We start from the raw sequence: 19615 nt of genomic DNA, 5'->3' as shown, positions 1-19615 counted from the left end.
CTGGTATGACAAGTATATCGTGGGATATGGTCCTACAATACTTTCAGCTGCAGGAAATAAAAAACGAAGAAGCCCGGAAAGAAAATCCGGACTTCTTCTGAAAGAATCTATAGTAAGTAATGAAAGACAATGATTAAAAATTGTATCGTATACCGAGCTGAGCCTGGAATCTTGACGCAAACTGATCAATAGTGTATGGCAATGTCGGTGTTTTAAAATTATAGGTAGGGTCACCTGCGGACGGCTGTCCTGCAGCAATATTTCCTACTTTTGTTAAACCGGCACTGGCTGTCGAATTAAAAGTATTCGGAACGAAATATACTTTCCCCCAGTCTTTATTTAATAAATTGGTAAGGTTAATGATGCTCAATGAAATCTGAATGCTGTTTTTAGATTTTTCACTCAGCCTGATCTCATCCATGATTTTGAAGTCAGCCTGAATGTTCCATGGCGTCACATCTCCGTTTCTTTCCGTGAATTTTCCTCTCCGACTGTTCAGATATTCGTTACTGCTGATGAATTTTTCGTAATCAGCCACCTGCTGTGCGGTGGTCACGGTAATATTGCCTGACGCATCTTTTATCGGAGTGAGATATTTTGCCGCCTCAGCAGCATCTTTGAAAACATACGCAAGACCTGCCGCCTGTCCCGTATTGGCAATGGTGCTGTTGATGAATCCCCAGGAGAACGGATTTCCGGATTGGGCATTAAAATAAACGTTGGCAGAAAGCCTGTTGGACTTTGATATATTGAGAGCATAACCCAGATTCGCGACAATTCTGTTTTTGATCGCAAAATTTGAAGTGGAAAGCTTAGGATCATTAGGAGTCAGGGACTGATTCATCTGCCAGTTGCTTTCCATGGAGTTCCTGATCCCATTGGTAATATCTTTAGCATCTCCGTACGTATAGGCCACGAAGAAATTTAATCCGAACTGGTAAGACTTGGAAAGCTGAGCCGTCAGGTTATACCGGTATCCTTCTTTGGTATTCGACAGCATATAGGCATTTGAAAAATTAGAATTGATATTGGTCGTGTAAACCGGCATTTCATGATTCGTATCGTAGCTGAAATAAGTAACATTGTCCGTTTTGTTGACCTGCTGAAATTTCAGATCATAGAGAACCTTGGTGTAAATACCTTCCAGCGTCAGTTTATACCCTGAAAAAGTATAGTCAAAAGCCAGTGAGCTTCGCCAGACTCTCGGCATTTTAAAATTATTATCAATTAAATCCACCTGCACTTTTGAAGAGTTCTGCCATTTCGGGAAATTTCCGCTTACCAGGGGATCTCCGTTGGCAGCCAGCTGAGCTGCAGTAGGCGCATTATAATCATAACTTCCGAAGCCGACTCCGTCATTATAATAGGCATAACCCAGCCATGCAAAAGGTATTCTTCCGACGAAAATGCCGGAACCTCCGCGCATCACAACCGATCTGTCCTGCGTAAGATCTAATGTAAACCCTAATCTCGGAGAAAAGGTGGGCTTATTCAGATAGTCATTGGTAAGCTGGCTTAGAGGAGTATAGGTATAGGTGTTCCCAAAATTTGGATCCTGAGGAGAGCTGGTTACCTGAGGGCTCATGGCAGGTTTGTCCGGCAAATCTGTGTAATCCACCCGTACTCCCGGAGTCAGTCGTATTCTTCCTAAGTTAATTTCGTCCTGGAAGTACAAGGATAGCAGATTAACTTTATACTGCGCGTAAGGATTATCAAAAAGCGCCTGTCTGTCGGCTCCGTTGAAGGGGTAGGTTCCCCGGATTCTGGATGGATTTGCATTGTAGAAATCATTCAGGCTTTTATACGAAATTCTGCCGTTCAGGGCATTTACAAAACCATAATCAATATTGTAAAGCTCATTATGAGTTCCCAGTAAAAAGGTATGATGACCTGTCTTATAAGTCAGATTATCGGTGATTTCAAAAGTTTTCTGTTTCATATTGAAAACCGTTGCTTCTCTGTCATTTCCCAGCAGGATAGTTCCTCCGTTGTAAGCAATTTCCACCTGTGGAAACATGGAATTTTCTGAAGAGGGATCTCTGTAATCGTGGATTGAAGAATAGCCGACCACCAAATTATTATTCCATCGGTCATTGAAGCGGCTTTTCAGTTCTAGGGTAGTGGTAGATGCATTGTTTTTCTGAACAAAATCCATGCTCGAAAACCGGAAATTGGCGCCGTCTCTTTCCAGGTTGGAAGCTTGCGAAAATACCGTATTGTTTTTAATGGAAAGGGTATGCCTGTTGCTGATTTTCCAGTCTAATTTATTAAAGAGTTTTGCACTTTCGGAGAAATTATTATACTGATTAAAGCTTCCTGCATTAAAATTATATTTATTGCGTACAAAATCAGAAATCTGCTGCGCAACACTTTCGTTCACCAGTGCATTCGGATCGTTGGCATTATAAAAAACAGGATCAGTTCTTTTTGTATACTCCAGATTGGTAAATAAGAAGACTTTATCTCTTACAACGGGTAATCCAACTCTGCCTCCATAAATAAAATCTTCAAAAGAATTCGGCATTTTTGAATTGTCGCCGATCCTGTTTCTTCCTGTGATCGAGGCATTTCGTCCGTAGGCATACAAGGAACCTTCTACGGTATTGCTTCCGCTTCTTGTCACCGCATTAATGCTTCCCCCAAGGAAGTTTCCTAATTTTACATCATAAGGAGCAATATACACCTGCACATCCTGAATTGCGTCCAGGCTGATGGAGTTGGAACGGGTACTGCTTCCAGGCATTCCCGAAGTTCCGGTTTGCCCTCCCAACGACGGACTGAAGCCGATTGCATCATTATTAATGGAACCGTCAATGGTTACGTTGTTGTATCTGAAATTGGTTCCGTTGAACGAGTTATTGGCACTCTGAGGAACAAGTTTCGTGACATCCTGGATTCCCCTGTTGATGTTCGGAAGACCGGAAATCTGAGCCTGACTGATTCCCACCCCGTTTTTAACGGTGGTCCTTTTTGAAGTCAGCTTTACCTCATCTATTGTCTTTTCCTTGTCGCCCAGATCCACTACAGGAAGGTCATTGCTTCCTAATGAGAGCTGAACATTATCGCTGGAGTAGACCAGCATGGAACCATCCCTGATTTCAATATGATAAGGACCTCCCGGCTGAAGATTGTCTAAGCTGAACTGACCTTTGGTATCACTTTTAGTTTCAAAAGTACTGTTGGTAGGCACATGCACTACTTTAACGGTCATTTCGGAAGTTGTTCCTCTTAACCTTCCAAAAATTTTAGAACTGGTTTCCTGCGAGAAAGCAAGGCTGAAAGATAATAATGCGACAGCACAGATTATTTTTTTCATTGTTTTAATACTTCAAAATTGTACTGCAAAAGTATTCTTAACCTCCGGTCAGATACGTTAACATACAGATAATATTACATGACATAATATTTAACATTTCCTTAAAAAAAAATTAAAGGAATTTGATCTTTTAATAATTACTCTTTGTTTTTTATAATTAGGATCTTGTTTTATTTTTTCAGTCTGAAGAAATAAGATGAAATAAAAGCTGCTGTTTGCCAACAGACACCGGAATCTGTAAAAAGTTTCTTTTGTTGATGAAAACAGAAATCTCATCAGAATTATTTTATATATTAATACCACCAAAACAGAGACTTTTAAATTGAACAGCTGACGGCAAGAAAGTTGCAGCGATCTTATAACCACACAAATTAAAACATATGAATCTAATGTTAAATCAACAGCCTCAGGTAGAGTTCAGTTCTGCGGATAACTTTCGCAGAGACGTCCTGGAAGGGTTAAAGACTAATCCAAAACGATTATCCTCAAAATATTTTTATGATAAAAGGGGGGATCACCTTTTTCAGGAGATCATGGCCATGCCGGAATACTATCTTACCAAATGTGAGCTGGATATCTTTAAAAATAAAACGGCAGAGCTTGCTCAGCTCATTATTCCGGGAAATGAACCTTTCGATCTGATTGAATTGGGAGCAGGAGATGCTATGAAATCCACTTATTTACTGCAGTACCTTGTAGATCAGGATATGGATTTTACATACATGCCTATTGATATTTCCGGAAACATACTGTCGGTACTCAATGAAAAATTAAACACTCAGCTACCATCTTTACCTGTCGTATGTCTCGAAGGAGAGTATTTTGAAATGCTTCAGAAAGCAGCTTCAATGTCTTCACGGAAAAAAGTTATTCTGTTTCTGGGAGGAAATATAGGAAATATGAGCATCGAAGAAGCTGAAAGTTTTTGTTTTGATTTAAATAAGAATCTTACCTCTGGAGATATTGTCCTCATGGGGTTTGACCTGATGAAAAACCCGCAGCTTATCCTCGACGCCTATAATGACAAAGCGGGAATTACGGCTGCCTTTAATCTCAATCTGCTGACCCGTATCAACAGAGAACTGAACGGTAATTTTGATATAGAACAGTTTCAGCATTATGAAACGTATGATCCCCAAAGCGGTGCCTGCAAAAGTTATCTGGTAAGCCTGATTGCTCAGGAGGTGCAGATAAACAATGAAACTATTGTATTTGAAGAAAATGAACTTATTGATATGGAGATCTCTCAAAAATTTTCGGACGAGAAAATAAAAGAATTGGGTGAAAAATCCGGATTTCAGGTGATCGGTGAAATTAAAGATTCAAAGAAATGGTTTGTAGATACTGCCTGGCAGGTAAAATAGAACACTGGAAAAACGAAAAAAGATGACACCCAATACTACCATCACCATAGATTTGGTGAAAAAATTTACAGAGATACGGCAGCATTCTGAAAAGATATGTGCCCCTTTAGAAATAGAAGATTATGTTGTACAGCCCATCGTGGATGTCAGTCCTCCCAAATGGCACCTGGGACATACCACATGGTTTTTTGAAACCTTTATATTACTCCCTAACTACCCGGGTTATAAAGTTTTTGATGCACAGTATAATTTTGTATTTAACAGCTACTACGAAACGATAGGATCAAGAGTGATCCGAACCGACAGGGGAAACCTCAGCCGTCCGTCCGTTTCGGATATTTACAGATACCGAAAATATGTAGACCATGAAATGGAGATTTTTCTGCAGAGTGAATACATGACTGAAGCTATTGAATCTTTACTGGAGCTGGGTCTTAATCACGAGCAGCAGCACCAGGAATTACTGATGACGGATATTAAATATATCCTGGGACACAATCCTCTATTTCCAGCTTACAATGCTGAGGAAAAACCAATCACAAATCATTCAGCAGGTCAGAATATGATTGCATTTTCCGCAGGCGTTTATGAAATAGGTTTTCAGGGAGAAGGCTTCTGTTTTGATAACGAGCTGGGAAGACACAAGGTATATCTCGATGATTTCAAAATAGCCGCTCAGTTGGTTACGAATAGAGAATATCTGGAATTTATGGAAGATGGAGGATATCACGATTTTAGATACTGGCATGCGGAAGGCTGGGATTGGGTGAAACAGAACAATGCAGAATCCCCGTTATACTGGCACCTTATCGATGGAGAATGGATGAATTATACGTTAAATGGACTTCAGCCTATCGATCACGATGATGCTGTCTGTCATATCAGTTTTTATGAAGCTTCCGCTTTTGCCGCCTGGAAAGGGATGCGTTTGCCTACCGAAGCGGAATGGGAAATTGCTTCCGCACATTTTGAATGGGGAAGCCGGTGGGAATGGACAAATTCTGCCTATTTACCATATCCCGGTTTTAAAAAAGAACCTGGGGCCGTCGGAGAATATAATGGGAAATTCATGGTTAATCAGATGGTATTGCGCGGCGCGTCTGAAGCAACACCACAAGCACACAGCAGAAATACCTACCGGAATTTCTTTCAGACCAACCTGAAATGGCAATTTACAGGAATACGGCTCGCTCAATAACAGAAAGATGATTAAAGTAGAATCAGTTTCCAAAAGTTTTAACGGTAAGCCTGCCGTAGACTCTATTTCCTTTCAGGCCAACGATCGTGAAATTCTGGTGCTTCTGGGAACCAGCGGGTGCGGAAAAACAACAACACTGAAAATGATCAACCGCCTGGTTGAGGCTGATTCAGGAAACATTTTAATTAATGGCGAGAATATCCGTAACCGGAAAGTCGAAGCGCTCCGGATGGGAATAGGTTTCGTCATGCAGCATTCCGGACTGTTTCCTCATTATACCGTTCAGCAGAATATTGCCGTAGTGCCAGAATTATTACGGTGGGAAAAGAAAGTGACGAAAAGCAGGACCGAAGAGCTTTTGCACAAACTTCATCTTTCCGAAGACGTACTTACCCGTTTTCCCGGTGAGCTGAGCGGAGGGCAGCAGCAAAGAGTAGGAATTGCCAGGGCGCTTATTGCCAATACCCCGGTCCTGCTTATGGATGAACCTTTCGGCGCTTTGGATAATATTACGAAGGCCGATATTCATGCCGAATTTAAATCGCTGGAAGAACTGAAAAATAAAACCATAATCCTGGTAACCCATGATGTGCAGGAAGCATTTGAATTAGGACACCGGATCTGCCTGATGAACAAGGGTAAAATTATCCAGACAGGAACGCCGAAAGATATGTTGTATCATCCTGAAAGTCAATTTGTCAGCGATTTTTTTGCAGAAAACCGTCTTTTACTCGAATATAAAACAGCTAAGCTGAAAGATGTTTCACCCTTTATGAAGGCTCAAGACACATATGAAGGGTTTGATTTCAATGAAACAACAAGTGTCTGGAATGCGCTTCAGAAATTAAGTGCGGATCATAAAGATACGACGCATTATGAGAACCTGATCCGGGCATTCAATGATTACCGAAAATTACAGATCCTATGACACAGCAAAGTTTCTGGCAGTTTATGATGGAGCAGCACGAAAAACTGCTTACCCAGATCGCACAGCATCTCGGATTGACTTTTTTATCCCTGCTTCTGGCGATCGTTATCGGCGTTCCATTAGGAATATTCATCGCCCGGAAAAGAAAATTGTCTACGCCTGTCCTCGGATTGGCAGGAGTTTTACAAACCATCCCGAGTATAGCCCTCTTAGGTTTTATGATTCCGGCATTCGGAATAGGGCCAAAACCGGCCATCATTGCCTTATTGATTTATGCATTATTACCGATCATCCGTAATACCTATACGGGAATCACAGAGGTGAGTCCGGCTGTTGTGGAAGCTGCCAAAGCTCTTGGAATGAATAAGAGGCAGCTTCTGCTCAGGGTAGAGCTTCCCCTGGCAATGCCCGTTATCATTGCAGGGATAAGAACAGCAGCCGTTATCAATGTCGGAGTGGCGACACTGGCTTCATTTGTAGCCGCAGGCGGACTGGGCGAATTTATCTTTGGCGGAATTTCACTCAATAATACAAATATGATCCTGGCAGGTGCGATTCCGGCAGCATTACTGGCTATCGTACTGGATCAGGCCATTGCTGTTCTGCAGAAATCAGGATACAAGCTCTTTCAAAAGTTAAAATATATTATTCCTGCAATAGTTGTCGGGGTAGGAGTAGTCTACGGACTAACCTCTGTTTCGGATGAAAAAATAAAAGCCGGTTTTACTCCTGAATTCATGGGAAGACAGGATGGCGATCTTGGTTTGCGTTCTGTATATGGCCTTCATGTAAATCCTGTCGTGGTCAGCGATGCCATTATGTACAAGGCTGCCTATGAAAGAGAACTTGATCTCATCAGCGGATATTCTACGGATGGGAGGATTAAAGCTTTTAACCTGTATGTCCTGAATGATGATAAAAAAATATTTCCGCCTTACTATGCAGCCCCGGTTATTAAAACCAAAACGCTGGAGAAATTTCCGGAACTGGAAAGAACACTGAATCTGCTGGCCGGGAAATTTAACGATTCCATCATGACGGACCTTAATTACCAGGCCGATTATCTTCATCATACCCCCGAAAAAATTGCTAAAGATTTTTTAATTAAAAATAAATTATACAGAAAGCCAAACAAAGGAAATGCAGGAGCCGTACGTATCGGCTCGAAGATATTCGGTGAGCAGTATATTCTTGCAGAGATGTACAGGATGTTGATCGAAGGCTATACGCAATACCAGGTACAGACCAAGACCGGCCTTGGAGGAACGAAGATCTGTTTTGATGCATTAATGAATGACGCCATAGATTTTTACCCTGAATATACAGGAACCGGGCTTCTTGTCCTGCTAAAACCATCAGCAGAAGACCTTAGAAAAGTGACGCAGAGCCCGGAAAAAACTTACCGGTTTGTTGATTCCGAATTTCAGAAGCAGTATGGAATTCAATGGCTCAAGCCGTTAGGATTTAATAATTCCTATGCATTGATGATGCGGAAGAAACAGGCTCAAGAACTTGGTATTAAAGGAATCTCAGATCTCAAAAAATATTTTGATTCAAATTAAATCTCAAAATCATCATTATGGCACAGATATTACTTATATATGATTTAGGATAAGTCAGAAAAGAGCGCATGCGTTCCGCCTACTTTCCTTAATACACAAAAGCAAATTATTTCGAACACAGCAAAAAAACTCACAGAATGATTGACCACAGAGAAAGTAGAGATCTGGTGTATGAATATTTAATTTTAAATATCAAAAAGAATTTTAACCTGGAGATGAACCTCCTGAATGAATATATCCTGGCAAGCAATATTGTTTCCAAAAGAAAAATTATTGTTCCCACCTTTTCAGATAAAGTTACTGCCCATCCTAATCTGAAAATATTCTTATCTACCCTCATTTTTCAGCTTAACAGTATTGAATACAGCCTTGAGGAACTTAAAAATAAGGTACATTACCTGAGAAACAGGGATTCGGAACTGGGAGAACGCACTGCTGTATAAACAGACAGCCATAATGAAAGATAAAAAGTCCCTGCATCAGGGACTTTTTTGTATAAAGATGATTAGTTTAAATATTTGGCCACTTTCTCTTCCAGGTCATCCAGGTTAAAAGGTTTGGCAACGTAGTCATCAGCCTGGGCCTGTTTTGCCAAAGCTACTATATCGTTATTGGCGGTGACGTAGATCACAGGAATTGTTTTGAATTTCTCATGATTTTTTAAAAGCTTTGTTGCTTCCACACCTCCGATTTTTGGGATCCAGTTATCCATTAGGATAACATCCGGCTGAAAACTGGAAACCCTTTCCAATATGTCATGGGATGTTTCTGAAATTTCGACCTGATAACCGTTTTCTTCAAAAATGATCGTAATCACCTCTAAGATAGTCGTGTCATCATCAAAAATCAAAATTTTCTTCTTGCTCATAATAAGTTCTATTTAATTCTTAATTTATTTCTTTATTTCTTACAACTGATTGATAAAATTAGCCAGATTATCTGGTTTTATTAATAAATCATAGTCAATTTTATCCGCTGCATGTTTCGGCATATAGTCTACCTCTGCCGTTTCAGGATCCTGAATCCATACTGTGCCGTTGTTTTTTTTAATATAATGCAGACCTTCAACGCCGTCGGCATTAGCTCCCGACAATAATACTCCCACGAGATGTTCACCATAAATCTTTGCTGCGGATTTAAAAGTTACATCTATCGATGGGCGTGAGTAGTTCATTTTTTCCGAACTGTCCAGAGACATGATCTTTTTATTTTCAAATAATAAATGATAATCCGCGGGGACGATATATAATGTATTATTTTTGATCTCTGTCTTATCTTCGATTTCAATCACTTCCATTGCTGAAAACTGCTGCAGCAAAACCGGCAGAATGCTCGTAGACTGTGCCTTACGGTGCATGATCAGCAGAATGGGGAACGGTATTCCGGTATCCAGCTTTTTAATCATTTCAAGAATGACCTGCAGGCTTCCCGCAGATCCTCCTATCACAACCATTTCAGTAGTGGTGTTCTGTTTCTTCATGGGAATATTTTAGTTGTGATCTATTTTTTTCCATATTTTCTGATCTTCCACCTGATGATAATTTTTGTCTAATTTAGAAAACCTCAATGTTTCTTTGGACCCTAAGGCCAGAAAACCCAGATTTTCAAGACTGTTGTCAAAAAGCTTAAAAACGCGTTCCTGCAGGCCCCTGTCAAAATAGATCAGCACATTTCGGCATACAATCAGCTGAAAGCTGTTAAAAGAGCTGTCAGAAACCAGATTATGCGTAGATAAAATTAATTTTTCCTGTAAACTTTTATCAAATTTCACACTGTCATAATTGGCAGTATAATAATCTGAGAAATCCTTTTTACCTCCGGATAACATATAGTTTTCAGAGTATAATTTCATTTGCTGCAGAGGAAAAACGCCTGCTCGGGCTGTTTCCAGAACAGAGGGATTAAGATCTGTTCCGTAAATCAGCGACTTATGATAAAGATTGGCCTCTTTTAGTAAAATAGCCATAGAATAAGCCTCTTCTCCTGTAGAACAGCCTGCGACCCAGATTCTGATCAGGGGATACGTTCCTAACTGGGGTAGGATTTTCTCTCTCAACGTTTTAAAAAACTGCGGATCGCGGAACATCTCTGTAACATTCACCGTAATTTCTTCTACAAAACGTTTTAAATATTCAGGGTCATTCAGAATGGTGTATCTGAGCTCTGCAAAACTGGTAAACCTGTCGATCAGGCAAATACGGTTTACCCTGCGTTTAAAAGAAGCCCTGCTGTACTCGGAAAAATCATATCCGTACATATCATAAACATCCTTGATCAAGTATTCTACCTCTTCATCTTTTACGACACTTGGTTCCAGCATTTATGATAATTTTTCTATAGCAGTTATTAATTGATCCACATCGATGGGCTTTGATATATAATCCTGTGCCCCGGCATCCAGGCACTTCTGACGGTCTTCCGGCATGGCCTGGGCAGTTACGGCAATCACCGGAATATGGCTGATGTGTGGCGTGCTCCTTATCATTTTAGTTGCCTCATATCCATCCATTTCCGGCATCATCATATCCATCAGTATAACATTGATCTGGTTATCTTCCTTCAGCATTTCAAGAGCTTCCTGAGCCATCGTACTGCTTACGATCTGAAAACCACGGGATTTCAATGTGAGTTTTAAAGCAAATATATTACGCGGATCATCGTCCACGATTAAAATTTTTTTATTCATCAGAATTTTAGCTGTTTAATTTTCATATAGCCAAACACGCAGCAAAGAGAGTAACTGATCGATATCCACCGGTTTGGAAATATAATCTGAAGCTCCGGCTGAAATACATTTTTCACGTTCGCCGATCATAGATTTTGCAGTGATGGCAATAATAGGTAGCCTTGAATATACCGGCATCTTCCTGATCTCCTTAATCGTTTCATAGCCATCCATCTCCGGCATCATCATGTCCATAAGGACAACATCGATATCTGGATTTTCTTTCATCCTTTCCAATGCCTGCTTGCCGTCCATGGCCAGTACAACTTCTACCTTATATTTTTCCAGCGCTTTTGTTAACGAGAAAATATTCCGGACATCATCATCGGTGATCAGTATTTTTTTACCGCTCAGTACTTCCGTCAAAGATCCTAAAACTTTATTCTTTACGGTTTCCGTATTGTTTTTCTCTTCCACCAGATGTAAAAACAGACCTACCTCATCCAGGATTCTCTGATAGGAATGCGCCGTTTTAACGACAATGGAATCGGCATATTGCTTGATTTTAAGTTCTTCAGATTTAGACAAATTTCTTTCTGTGAAAATGATGATCGGCAGATTTTCCAGACCTTCATAACTTTTAATAGATTCCACAATCTGATATTCATCACCCTTTGAAGTTCCGATATCTAAAATAACACAATCTACCTGATTTCCCGTTAAGGCCTTTACACTGTTTTCCACATTGTTTTCTACCGATAACGAAATGTTAAAGTTGCCCAGGAAATAGGAGAGGGCACTGGCATGTTTTGCATTTTCCTCAACAATCAAAACTTTCTGAGGAGATTTCTGCAGCGCTTCTTCAATTCTTCTGAATACATCGGTCATCTGATCCAGCGCTACAGGTTTGTTGATGAAATCAATAGCACCCTTCATCAGACTTTCCTTTTTTACATGAAGAACAGACATCATGTGAACAGGAATGTGCTTGGTCTGAGGATTTGATTTTAACTCATCCATCACCTGCCAACCGTCTTTTACTGGAAGCTGAACATCAAGTAAAATAGCGGAAGCATGGTACTGAATCGCTGCTGAAACAGCATGATCTCCTCTTACGGCTACTACTCCTTTGTAATTCTGTAAACGGGTATATTTTAACAGCGCTTTTGCAAAATTAGTATCATCTTCAACGATTAAGATTACTTTATCGTCTTTTGTAATCGTGTCACGGTCATCTGCTACATCCTCCGGGATTTGAAGGGTATTTTCTTCCGGTACATGATGTATTTCATTTTCATCTAAAATATTCTGAATTTCCTCAACATCCCCGCGAATGGTTTCTACCAGATTCTGATCCGTTTCATGGTGAGGGGTCTCCGGGACTGCTTTTACAGGAATGATCAGACTGAATTCACTTCCTTCATTCACCTTACTTTTCAGAACCAGCTCACCTCCTAAAAGCCGGGCAATTTCCCTGCTGATAGAAAGCCCCAGACCGGTACCCCCGAATTTTCTGCGGGTAGATCCGTCGGCCTGCTGGAAGGCTTCAAAAATAATTTTCTGCTTTTCTTCTGCAATTCCTATTCCGGTATCTTTAACACTGAAAATAAGAAAATCCTTATTTTTCTGATCTTTTGTAATATTTAAATTAATGCTTCCCTCTTCAGTAAACTTGAGGGCATTGGATAAAAGATTACGTAAAACCTGGTCCACCCGTAGTCTGTCTGTCTCGATCTCCTTTTCAACATCCTGATCTATTTCAATATTGAACTGCAGCTTTTTTTCCTGGAAAACAGGATTAAATAAGTTTTTTAGATCCTTCACCACATCTTCGATCAGAACCTCCAGATATTCGAGGGTCATTTTTCCGGATTCAATTTTTGCCAGATCCAGAATTTCATCAATCAATGTTAAAAGACTGCTTCCCGAGCTTTGGATGACTTTGGCAGATTCTATCTGATCCTCATTTAAATTTTCATCAGGATTTTCAGCCATTAATCTTGAAAGAAGAAGAATGGAATTTAACGGGGTACGAAGTTCGTGTGACATATTAGCCAGGAATTCGGACTTGTATTTCGTGCTTAGCGCAAGTTCTTCCACTTTCTTCTGGATTTCATTATTGCGTTCTGCGATAAGATGGTTTTTATCTTCCAGTAATCTAGAACGTTCTTCGAGCTCGGCATTGGCCTGCATGAGTTCTTCCTGCTGAACTTTAAGCTCTTCTTCCGAAGCCTGGAGTTTCTGAGTCTGCGCTTCCAGCTCGGTGTTCAGGTTTTCCAGCTCAGAATGCTGTACCTGTAATTCTTCAGACTGAGCCTGAGTCTCTTCCAGTAATTGCTGTTCTTTTTCGCGTCCCTTCGCTGCGCTGAGAGCGATTCCGATATTTCTGCTGCACTCTGTAAAATAATCGATTCTGTCGTCTTCAAAATTGGATGTCGCTCCCAATTCCAGGACACCGATATTATGACCATCCGAAAAAATAGGGAGTAATATAATTCCGTAGATCTGTATCGTACTGCTGGCAAAAGTAACCACGAAATCATCTTCATGAAGGTTATTGTAAACCTGAACTTTTCCGCTGTTAAATACCTGGCCTACCATACCTTCTCCGGGTTCGAAAGTTTTTTTCATATTGTTTTCCAGTCCGAAAAACGAATTCAGCTTTAAAATGCCTTCATCATAAAGGTATACTGAACCATTGATACAGTTTCCGTATTCTACCAGCTGATTCAGAGATTCCTGAGCTACCTTTTTAACTGATTTGTTGCCTACCAGAGATTCGTTCAGTAAAGCAAGACCCTTCTGACGCCAGTCACTTTTATTAATCTTGTCAAATGATTTTTTAAGGGAATCTGTCATATGATTCAGAGACTCTACCAGATCACCAAGGTCATCCTGCGAATTGTCGACCGCTCTCTGGCTATAGTCTCCATTAGCCACCCGGTTGGCAATCTGCTGAATAGCACTTACCCTTCTGCTGATCTCAAGATCTTTTGCTTTCAGCTGTCTTTCAAGCTTATCTCTTCGGATTAAATCAGATCTAAGTTTGAAATAAAAGAATGCCGTTACAACGATCGCTGCAATGGCTGAAAAAAGGATAAATAAAACCGTGGTACCAGAAGAGCGGTTAAGGTCTTTGTTCTTAATAGCAAGCTGCGTCTCTTCGTACTGCACAAAATCCCGGGCGATCTGGCGGCATTTGTCCATATAAGTCTTACTCGACAATACCTGTGACTGAGTCATCACAATCCCCTTATGTCTGTTTTCGACAAAATATCTCAGATTGTCGATATTGCGGGTAACGTTTTTTTCCAGACTGTTCAGACGATTCAGCTGCGACTGATCTTTAATATCTAAAGATTTCGCGCGTTCAAATGCCTTAGGATAGTCCACCAGGCTTCTGTTATAGGGTTCGAGAAAGCTTTCTTTTCCCGTTAACTGATATCCTCTGTTTCCTGTTTCTGCATCCAGAAGAGCAATAAGGACATCTTTTACCGCAGTAATGGAACGCCGGCTCTGAGACAGGCTTTCTCTGTGCGCCATCTGATTCTGGATGCTCATATAGGAAGCTATTGAGCTGGCAATGAGAATAACCAGTGAGAGACCCACTCCAAACTGAAGATTTCTTATAATTTTTTTCGGCATGAAAATTAATTTAAAGGTAAAGTGAAATAAAATGTAGATCCTTCATCTACTTTACTTGACACCCCGATATTTCCGTGGTGCTGCTTAATGATTTCTGCACAGATGAACAGTCCGATTCCCATTCCCTGAAACTGAAGTGACGACTCTTCCACACGGTAAAATTTGTGAAAAACGGCATCCTGTTTAAAGTCGGGAATTCCGATTCCGAAGTCGGTCACATTTACCTTTACTTCCTGCTCTTCTTCATCCACAAAAGTCGTAACGATAACCTGATTATTCTGAGGAGAATATTTGATGGCATTGGTTAAAAAATTAATTAAAACCTGCTCAATACGGATTTCATCCAAAGGTATCAAAACATCCGGTTTGATGCCGTGACGTTCAATTTTAATCTGGCGGGTTTCATGGGTCTGCAATATGGTTTCAATCGAATTATGAATGACGCTCTCCAGATTCGTAGGCTTTTTATTGATTTTAAGTTTCCCGTTTTCGATTTTGGAAACATCCAGAAGGTCTGTGATCAGGCTGTTCAGCTTTTCGATCTGATCCTGAACCTTGACCATAAAACCGGCTTCTGCAGTTTCTTTTTCAAGTTTTAGTTTCCGGTCCAGCAGCTGAACATAGGCTTTAATACTCGTTAATGGAGTTTTAAGTTCGTGGCTTGCAATACTCAGGAATTCATCTTTTTCTTTTTCTACTTTCTTCTGGTCATCAATATCCGTAAAGCTGCCTACCCAGTTTTTGATGATGTGGTCATCATAAACGGGAGTGACCCGCAGAAGATGATATCGGAAATCTCCGGTTTTTATATTTTTTATTCTTACTTCCAGCTCAAGGGCTTTACCTTTCTTTCTGCAGCGTTCAAATTCTTCCGTAATACTGAAGTCATCGGGATGTGTTTCCGGAAACTCCTGTTCCGAATCTGAATATTCATGCCATTTGGCATTCACAAAATCTACAACGCCCTCTTCATTCAGGGTAAAAGCAATCTGCGGCAGAGACTCCAGCATCAGATGAAAATGATCGATCTGGGATTTCATGGTAACCTGGGATTCCCTTCTTCCTTTAACTTCCAGCTCCAGGCTTTGCTGCGTTTTTTTCATCGCCAGGCTCTGTTCCTGAAGGTTGTAGAAGGTTTTCACCTTAAGCAGAAGAATTTCGGGATCGATAGGTTTGGTTACATAGTCCTTTCCTCCTGACGCATATCCCCGCGTTATGAACTTTTTTTCGGTACTTACAGCGGATAAAAAAATAATCGGAATTTCTTTGGTTTTACTGTAATCAGATAATGTTTCCGCTACTTCAAAGCCATCCATATCGGGCATCTGCACATCTAAAATGATTAAAGCATAATTATTTTTCAATGCTTTCACCAATGCTTCTTCACCGGAACTGGCTATATCAACCTGAAAATCTTTAGATTCCAATAATTTTTTGAGAGAATAAAGATTGTTTTGGTTATCATCAACAATTAAGATCATAGGGTTTGAAAATAAGTAATTGGATTTGTCATTCTTATCGATTCAAAAATACTCACAAATTTCCAAAAAGCAGCTATTTTTTAATTGTTTTGATTGTATATAGTACGTTTATAAATATTATTACGTTTATTTTAGAACAAATTTCAGTAAAGAAAATCATTGTGAAAATAAACTTGCAGGCAATCAGTAGGTTATCGCTGAAAGCCCTGAAAATCGCTCTGGCAAAGGAAAAAAAGTCTATTCGCGGCATAATGTTTGAATAAATCCAGGCAACACACTTTTCACTTAAATATATTTTCAATGTTAAACTCCTGATATTTTTCAGGAGTTTAATTTTTTTGAAGCAATATGTAGACAAATATTTTTCAGACCGGATTTTATTTCTTATCTGCAAAGAAAAATATAACATTAATTTTATGAATTTTTAAATCTGATCTTTCAAAATATACCTGAAGCGGCACTGCATCATTTTATAGAAAATTGGTCAGGATGGATTACTTTTTAAGATCTGACACCAAGACAGAAGAAGACAGCGAGAAACAAACAGTCTGAGAATCCTAAATAGCAGTAAACTCTACTTTTCCGGGAGATCTTCTCATTCCGCAAAAGACTTTAATTTTCATTAAACTACAACAGATATTTTAAACCGCTACTGCACGAGTCCTTCCCCTACTACCGCGTGGCTTTCTGTATTACCCCTGCTACCGCACGAATCCTTTCGTGTGGTTGTCTGTAGTAAACTCTATTTATATGTTCTGCATGTGATTGAGGTAATAAATACCACACGATAGAATCGTGCGGTAGCGGTTAAAAGATAAAAAATGATTTAAACTTTTATTAATACTTCTGCGGTATTCCTTAATTTGCTGAAATGTATTAATGTCTAAAAAATGAAAGCTGTTTGATTTCCAAAATTTTATCTGCTTTTAAATGCAATCCAAAATTCCTGATTTTCTCAGAACTCTTTTTAAGTTAAAAGTATTATCAGGCTTACGCAAAAACAGATTTTATATAGTTAAAAATCCAGCAAGATTAAAATAAGCTTATAAATTTCCATAATTATGCTAAAGTTTTTACATCATAGTTGGCTGGAATCACCATAAAACCTATATTTGCAGCCTAAATTTTAAAAATAATGAAAGAACTAATTGAAAAAATCAATGCGGAATTTGAAGCATTCGCATCTGAAGCAAACCAACAGGCAGAAAAAGGAAATAAGGCTGCAGGAACAAGAGCCCGTAAATCAGCTTTGGAATTGAGCAAGTTGTTCAAAGAATTCAGAAAAGTTTCTGTTGAAGAATCTAAAAAATAATTTTTTAAACCGGCTACCTGTAGCCGGTTTTTTTATTTTTACCGTGAATGGTTTACGGCGTAATTTCCCCGATATTTCCATTAATTTCATTTAATTTCTTTAAATTCTGTTATCTTTAAGCCCATCAATATATGCTATGAAGATAAACAGATTTTTTACTGTGCCCGCAGTGGTGCTGGCCACGCAGTTTTCTTTTGCCCAGGCAACTGCAGACTCCCAAAATCCAATAATACAGAATTTCGTCAATGAAGTAAGTAACCGTTCTCAATTGGAAGATATGGCGTATGAACTTCTGGACGGGGTAGGGCCGCGTCTGGTAGGAACTCCGGAAATGCTGGCTGCCAATGAGTGGACGGCCAGTAAACTTCGGTCATGGGGAATCGAAGCCCATTTACAGCAGTTCGGCACCTGGAAGGGATGGCAACGAGGAATCACCCATGCAGATATGACGTACCCGAGAGTGAAATCTTTGTCTGCAACTCAGCTGGCGTGGAGTCCGGAAACCAGAAAACCAATTGAAGCAGAAGTGGTGATTCTTCCGCAGGTATCTTCAAAAGCTGAATTTGATCTGTGGCTGTCTTCTGCCAAAGGTAAAATCGTGCTGATGTCCCAATATCAGAAAATCGGCCGTTCCGATGAGCAGATCAAAGAATTTGCAACACCTGAACTTTATGAGAAACTAAAGAAAGAAAAAGAGCAGGCTACCAGAGATTTCCAGAATTATGTGAAAAACATCGGATACGATAATGCAACCCTTCCCGAGGCTCTGGAAAAAGCCGGTGCTGCGGGAGTGGCAATTTCAAACTGGACGGGAATAATGGGAGCCAACAGGATTTTTGGTGCTAAGACCGTCAAAATTCCGATGATCGATATTGATGTGGAGGATTATGGAATGCTGTACAGGATGGCCCGGAAAGCAGCAAAACCCAGAATTAAAATAGAAACCCAGTCAAAAGTTCTTCCTGATGCCAAAACATTCAACACCATCGGGGTGATCAGAGGAAAAGAGAAACCGGACGAGTATGTTATTCTCTCTGCCCATCTGGATTCCTGGGATGGTGCTCAGGGTGCTACCGATAACGGAACTGGAGTATTAACCATGCTTGAGACGATGAGGATCCTGAAGAAATATTATCCGGACAATAAAAGAACCATAATTGTCGGGCTTTGGGGAAGTGAAGAGCAGGGACTGAACGGCTCGCGAGGTTTTGTTGCCGATAACCCCGAAATCATTAAGGGAGTGCAGGCCGTTTTCAACCAGGACAACGGGACTGGCCGCGTAGTGAATATCAGCGGCCAGGGATTTGCAAAGGCTTATGATTATATCGGGAAATGGCTGAATGCCGTTCCGAAAAATATAAAAGACCAGATTAAAACAGATTTTCCGGGAATGCCGGGCGGAGGCGGTTCGGATCACGCTTCATTTGTAGCGGCCGGAGTTCCTGGCTTCTCCTTAAGTTCACTGAACTGGGGATATTTTGGTTATACGTGGCACACAACAAAAGATACGTATGATAAAATTGTTTTTGACGAGGTTAAGAATAATGTCATTCTTACGGCTACTTTAGCATATATGGCTTCTGAAGATCCTGAATTTACCAATCGGGAACGGAGAGTCATGCCGGCTGATGAAAAGGGAGAAGTAGCGAAATGGCCTGAGGCGAAACAGCCGAGAAGGGATTCTAAAAATTATAAATAAACTCACTTTCTATTTTATTAACTTCGTCACTTCGAGTAGGTTTTTGAAAAAAAACCGTATCGAGAAGTGCTGCATCAGGGAAGTAGTTATAATAACTTACTGTACGAACTTCTCGATACACTCCGCTTTGCTTCGCTACTCGAAATGACGAAAGCTGTATATTATTTACCCAAATATCTAATAAGACACCATCGTCACTTCGAGTAGGTTTTTGAAAAAAACCATATCGAGAAGTGCTTCAGGGAAATAGCTATAATAACTTACTGTACGAACTTCTCGATACACTCCGCTTTGCTTCGCTACTCGAAGTGACGGAACGATGTTTTACAGAATAATGGATCAACTTAAATTAACAAAGCTGTATTGATGAACTCCTATATTAAATCAAACACCACCGTCACTTCGAGTAGGTTTTTGGAAACCGTATCGAGAAGTACTGCATCAG

The 19615-nt window shown here is 40.1% G+C and carries 14 protein-coding genes; 7 read left to right on the top strand and 7 right to left on the bottom strand.

Annotated elements, in window-relative coordinates:
* Nucleotides 1-133: 133 nt before the first annotated feature.
* A complete protein-coding gene (locus ODZ84_RS03980) occupies nucleotides 134-3316 on the bottom strand; it encodes a TonB-dependent receptor (RefSeq protein WP_266175712.1) in 3183 nt (1060 codons plus the stop codon).
* Nucleotides 3317-3696: 380 nt separating this feature from the next.
* On the opposite strand from ODZ84_RS03980, the gene egtD reads away from it, so the two are divergent.
* From egtD to ODZ84_RS03955, 5 genes are all read left to right on the top strand, one after another.
* A complete protein-coding gene (gene egtD / locus ODZ84_RS03975) occupies nucleotides 3697-4680 on the top strand; it encodes an L-histidine N(alpha)-methyltransferase (RefSeq protein ID WP_266175711.1) in 984 nt (327 codons plus the stop codon).
* A gap of 22 nt (nucleotides 4681-4702) precedes the next feature.
* Entirely contained in the window at nucleotides 4703-5878 is a 1176-nt protein-coding gene (gene egtB, locus ODZ84_RS03970; RefSeq protein WP_266175710.1) for an ergothioneine biosynthesis protein EgtB, read from the top strand.
* Nucleotides 5879-5885: 7 nt separating this feature from the next.
* Nucleotides 5886-6806: an ABC transporter ATP-binding protein gene (locus tag ODZ84_RS03965; RefSeq protein WP_266175709.1), complete on the top strand. Its 921-nt coding sequence runs from the start codon at nucleotides 5886-5888 to the stop codon at nucleotides 6804-6806.
* Nucleotides 6803-8368 carry an ABC transporter permease/substrate-binding protein gene (locus ODZ84_RS03960; RefSeq protein WP_266175708.1) on the top strand — a complete coding sequence of 522 codons (1566 nt, stop codon included), beginning with the start codon at nucleotides 6803-6805 and terminating at the stop codon, nucleotides 8366-8368. The genes ODZ84_RS03965 and ODZ84_RS03960 overlap by 4 nt, the downstream gene beginning before the upstream one ends.
* Before the next feature lie 137 nt (nucleotides 8369-8505).
* Entirely contained in the window at nucleotides 8506-8811 is a 306-nt protein-coding gene (locus tag ODZ84_RS03955; protein WP_266175707.1) for a hypothetical protein, read from the top strand.
* Between the two features lie 62 nt (nucleotides 8812-8873).
* Here ODZ84_RS03955 and ODZ84_RS03950 read toward each other — a convergent pair whose 3' ends face one another.
* From ODZ84_RS03950 to ODZ84_RS03925, 6 genes are read right to left on the bottom strand one after another with little or no spacing between them, the layout of a single operon-like run.
* Nucleotides 8874-9236, bottom strand: a complete 363-nt coding sequence (locus ODZ84_RS03950) for a response regulator (protein ID WP_266175706.1) — start codon at nucleotides 9234-9236, stop codon at nucleotides 8874-8876.
* 39 nt (nucleotides 9237-9275) lie between these two features.
* On the bottom strand, nucleotides 9276-9848 hold the full coding sequence (locus ODZ84_RS03945) for a chemotaxis protein CheB (protein WP_266175705.1): 573 nt from the start codon (nucleotides 9846-9848) through the stop codon (nucleotides 9276-9278).
* 9 nt (nucleotides 9849-9857) lie between these two features.
* The gene (locus ODZ84_RS03940; protein WP_266175704.1) at nucleotides 9858-10688 is read right to left on the bottom strand and encodes a CheR family methyltransferase; all 831 of its coding nucleotides are present in this window, start codon (nucleotides 10686-10688) and stop codon (nucleotides 9858-9860) included.
* Entirely contained in the window at nucleotides 10689-11054 is a 366-nt protein-coding gene (locus ODZ84_RS03935) for a response regulator (RefSeq protein ID WP_266175703.1), read from the bottom strand.
* Nucleotides 11055-11069: 15 nt separating this feature from the next.
* A complete protein-coding gene (locus tag ODZ84_RS03930) occupies nucleotides 11070-14678 on the bottom strand; it encodes a response regulator (RefSeq protein WP_266175702.1) in 3609 nt (1202 codons plus the stop codon).
* Between the two features lie 5 nt (nucleotides 14679-14683).
* Nucleotides 14684-16159: a hybrid sensor histidine kinase/response regulator gene (locus ODZ84_RS03925; RefSeq protein ID WP_266175701.1), complete on the bottom strand. Its 1476-nt coding sequence runs from the start codon at nucleotides 16157-16159 to the stop codon at nucleotides 14684-14686.
* 1135 nt (nucleotides 16160-17294) lie between these two features.
* On the opposite strand from ODZ84_RS03925, the gene ODZ84_RS03920 reads away from it, so the two are divergent.
* Nucleotides 17295-17471 carry a histone H1 gene (locus tag ODZ84_RS03920; protein WP_266175700.1) on the top strand — a complete coding sequence of 59 codons (177 nt, stop codon included), beginning with the start codon at nucleotides 17295-17297 and terminating at the stop codon, nucleotides 17469-17471.
* Nucleotides 17472-17607: 136 nt separating this feature from the next.
* On the top strand, nucleotides 17608-19170 hold the full coding sequence (locus tag ODZ84_RS03915; protein WP_266175699.1) for a M20/M25/M40 family metallo-hydrolase: 1563 nt from the start codon (nucleotides 17608-17610) through the stop codon (nucleotides 19168-19170).
* The last annotated feature ends 445 nt before the right edge of the window (nucleotides 19171-19615 follow it).

This window comes from Chryseobacterium fluminis, from assembly GCF_026314945.1.
In the GTDB taxonomy this organism is placed as follows: domain Bacteria; phylum Bacteroidota; class Bacteroidia; order Flavobacteriales; family Weeksellaceae; genus Chryseobacterium; species Chryseobacterium fluminis.
The sequence above is the reverse complement of the archived record's forward strand: the minus strand, read 5'-3'. Positions and strand labels throughout refer to the sequence as shown.

What these genes read in the sequence shown, in the direction of transcription:
- ODZ84_RS03980 (WP_266175712.1), bottom strand. Translation starts at nt 3,316, where the DNA reads ATGAAAAAAATAATCTGTGCTGTCGCATTATTATCTTTCAGCCTTGCT.
- egtD (WP_266175711.1), top strand. Translation starts at nt 3,697, where the DNA reads ATGAATCTAATGTTAAATCAACAGCCTCAGGTAGAGTTCAGTTCTGCG.
- egtB (WP_266175710.1), top strand. Translation starts at nt 4,703, where the DNA reads ATGACACCCAATACTACCATCACCATAGATTTGGTGAAAAAATTTACA.
- ODZ84_RS03965 (WP_266175709.1), top strand. Translation starts at nt 5,886, where the DNA reads ATGATTAAAGTAGAATCAGTTTCCAAAAGTTTTAACGGTAAGCCTGCC.
- ODZ84_RS03960 (WP_266175708.1), top strand. Translation starts at nt 6,803, where the DNA reads ATGACACAGCAAAGTTTCTGGCAGTTTATGATGGAGCAGCACGAAAAA.
- ODZ84_RS03955 (WP_266175707.1), top strand. Translation starts at nt 8,506, where the DNA reads ATGATTGACCACAGAGAAAGTAGAGATCTGGTGTATGAATATTTAATT.
- ODZ84_RS03950 (WP_266175706.1), bottom strand. Translation starts at nt 9,236, where the DNA reads ATGAGCAAGAAGAAAATTTTGATTTTTGATGATGACACGACTATCTTA.
- ODZ84_RS03945 (WP_266175705.1), bottom strand. Translation starts at nt 9,848, where the DNA reads ATGAAGAAACAGAACACCACTACTGAAATGGTTGTGATAGGAGGATCT.
- ODZ84_RS03940 (WP_266175704.1), bottom strand. Translation starts at nt 10,688, where the DNA reads ATGCTGGAACCAAGTGTCGTAAAAGATGAAGAGGTAGAATACTTGATC.
- ODZ84_RS03935 (WP_266175703.1), bottom strand. Translation starts at nt 11,054, where the DNA reads ATGAATAAAAAAATTTTAATCGTGGACGATGATCCGCGTAATATATTT.
- ODZ84_RS03930 (WP_266175702.1), bottom strand. Translation starts at nt 14,678, where the DNA reads ATGCCGAAAAAAATTATAAGAAATCTTCAGTTTGGAGTGGGTCTCTCA.
- ODZ84_RS03925 (WP_266175701.1), bottom strand. Translation starts at nt 16,159, where the DNA reads ATGATCTTAATTGTTGATGATAACCAAAACAATCTTTATTCTCTCAAA.
- ODZ84_RS03920 (WP_266175700.1), top strand. Translation starts at nt 17,295, where the DNA reads ATGAAAGAACTAATTGAAAAAATCAATGCGGAATTTGAAGCATTCGCA.
- ODZ84_RS03915 (WP_266175699.1), top strand. Translation starts at nt 17,608, where the DNA reads ATGAAGATAAACAGATTTTTTACTGTGCCCGCAGTGGTGCTGGCCACG.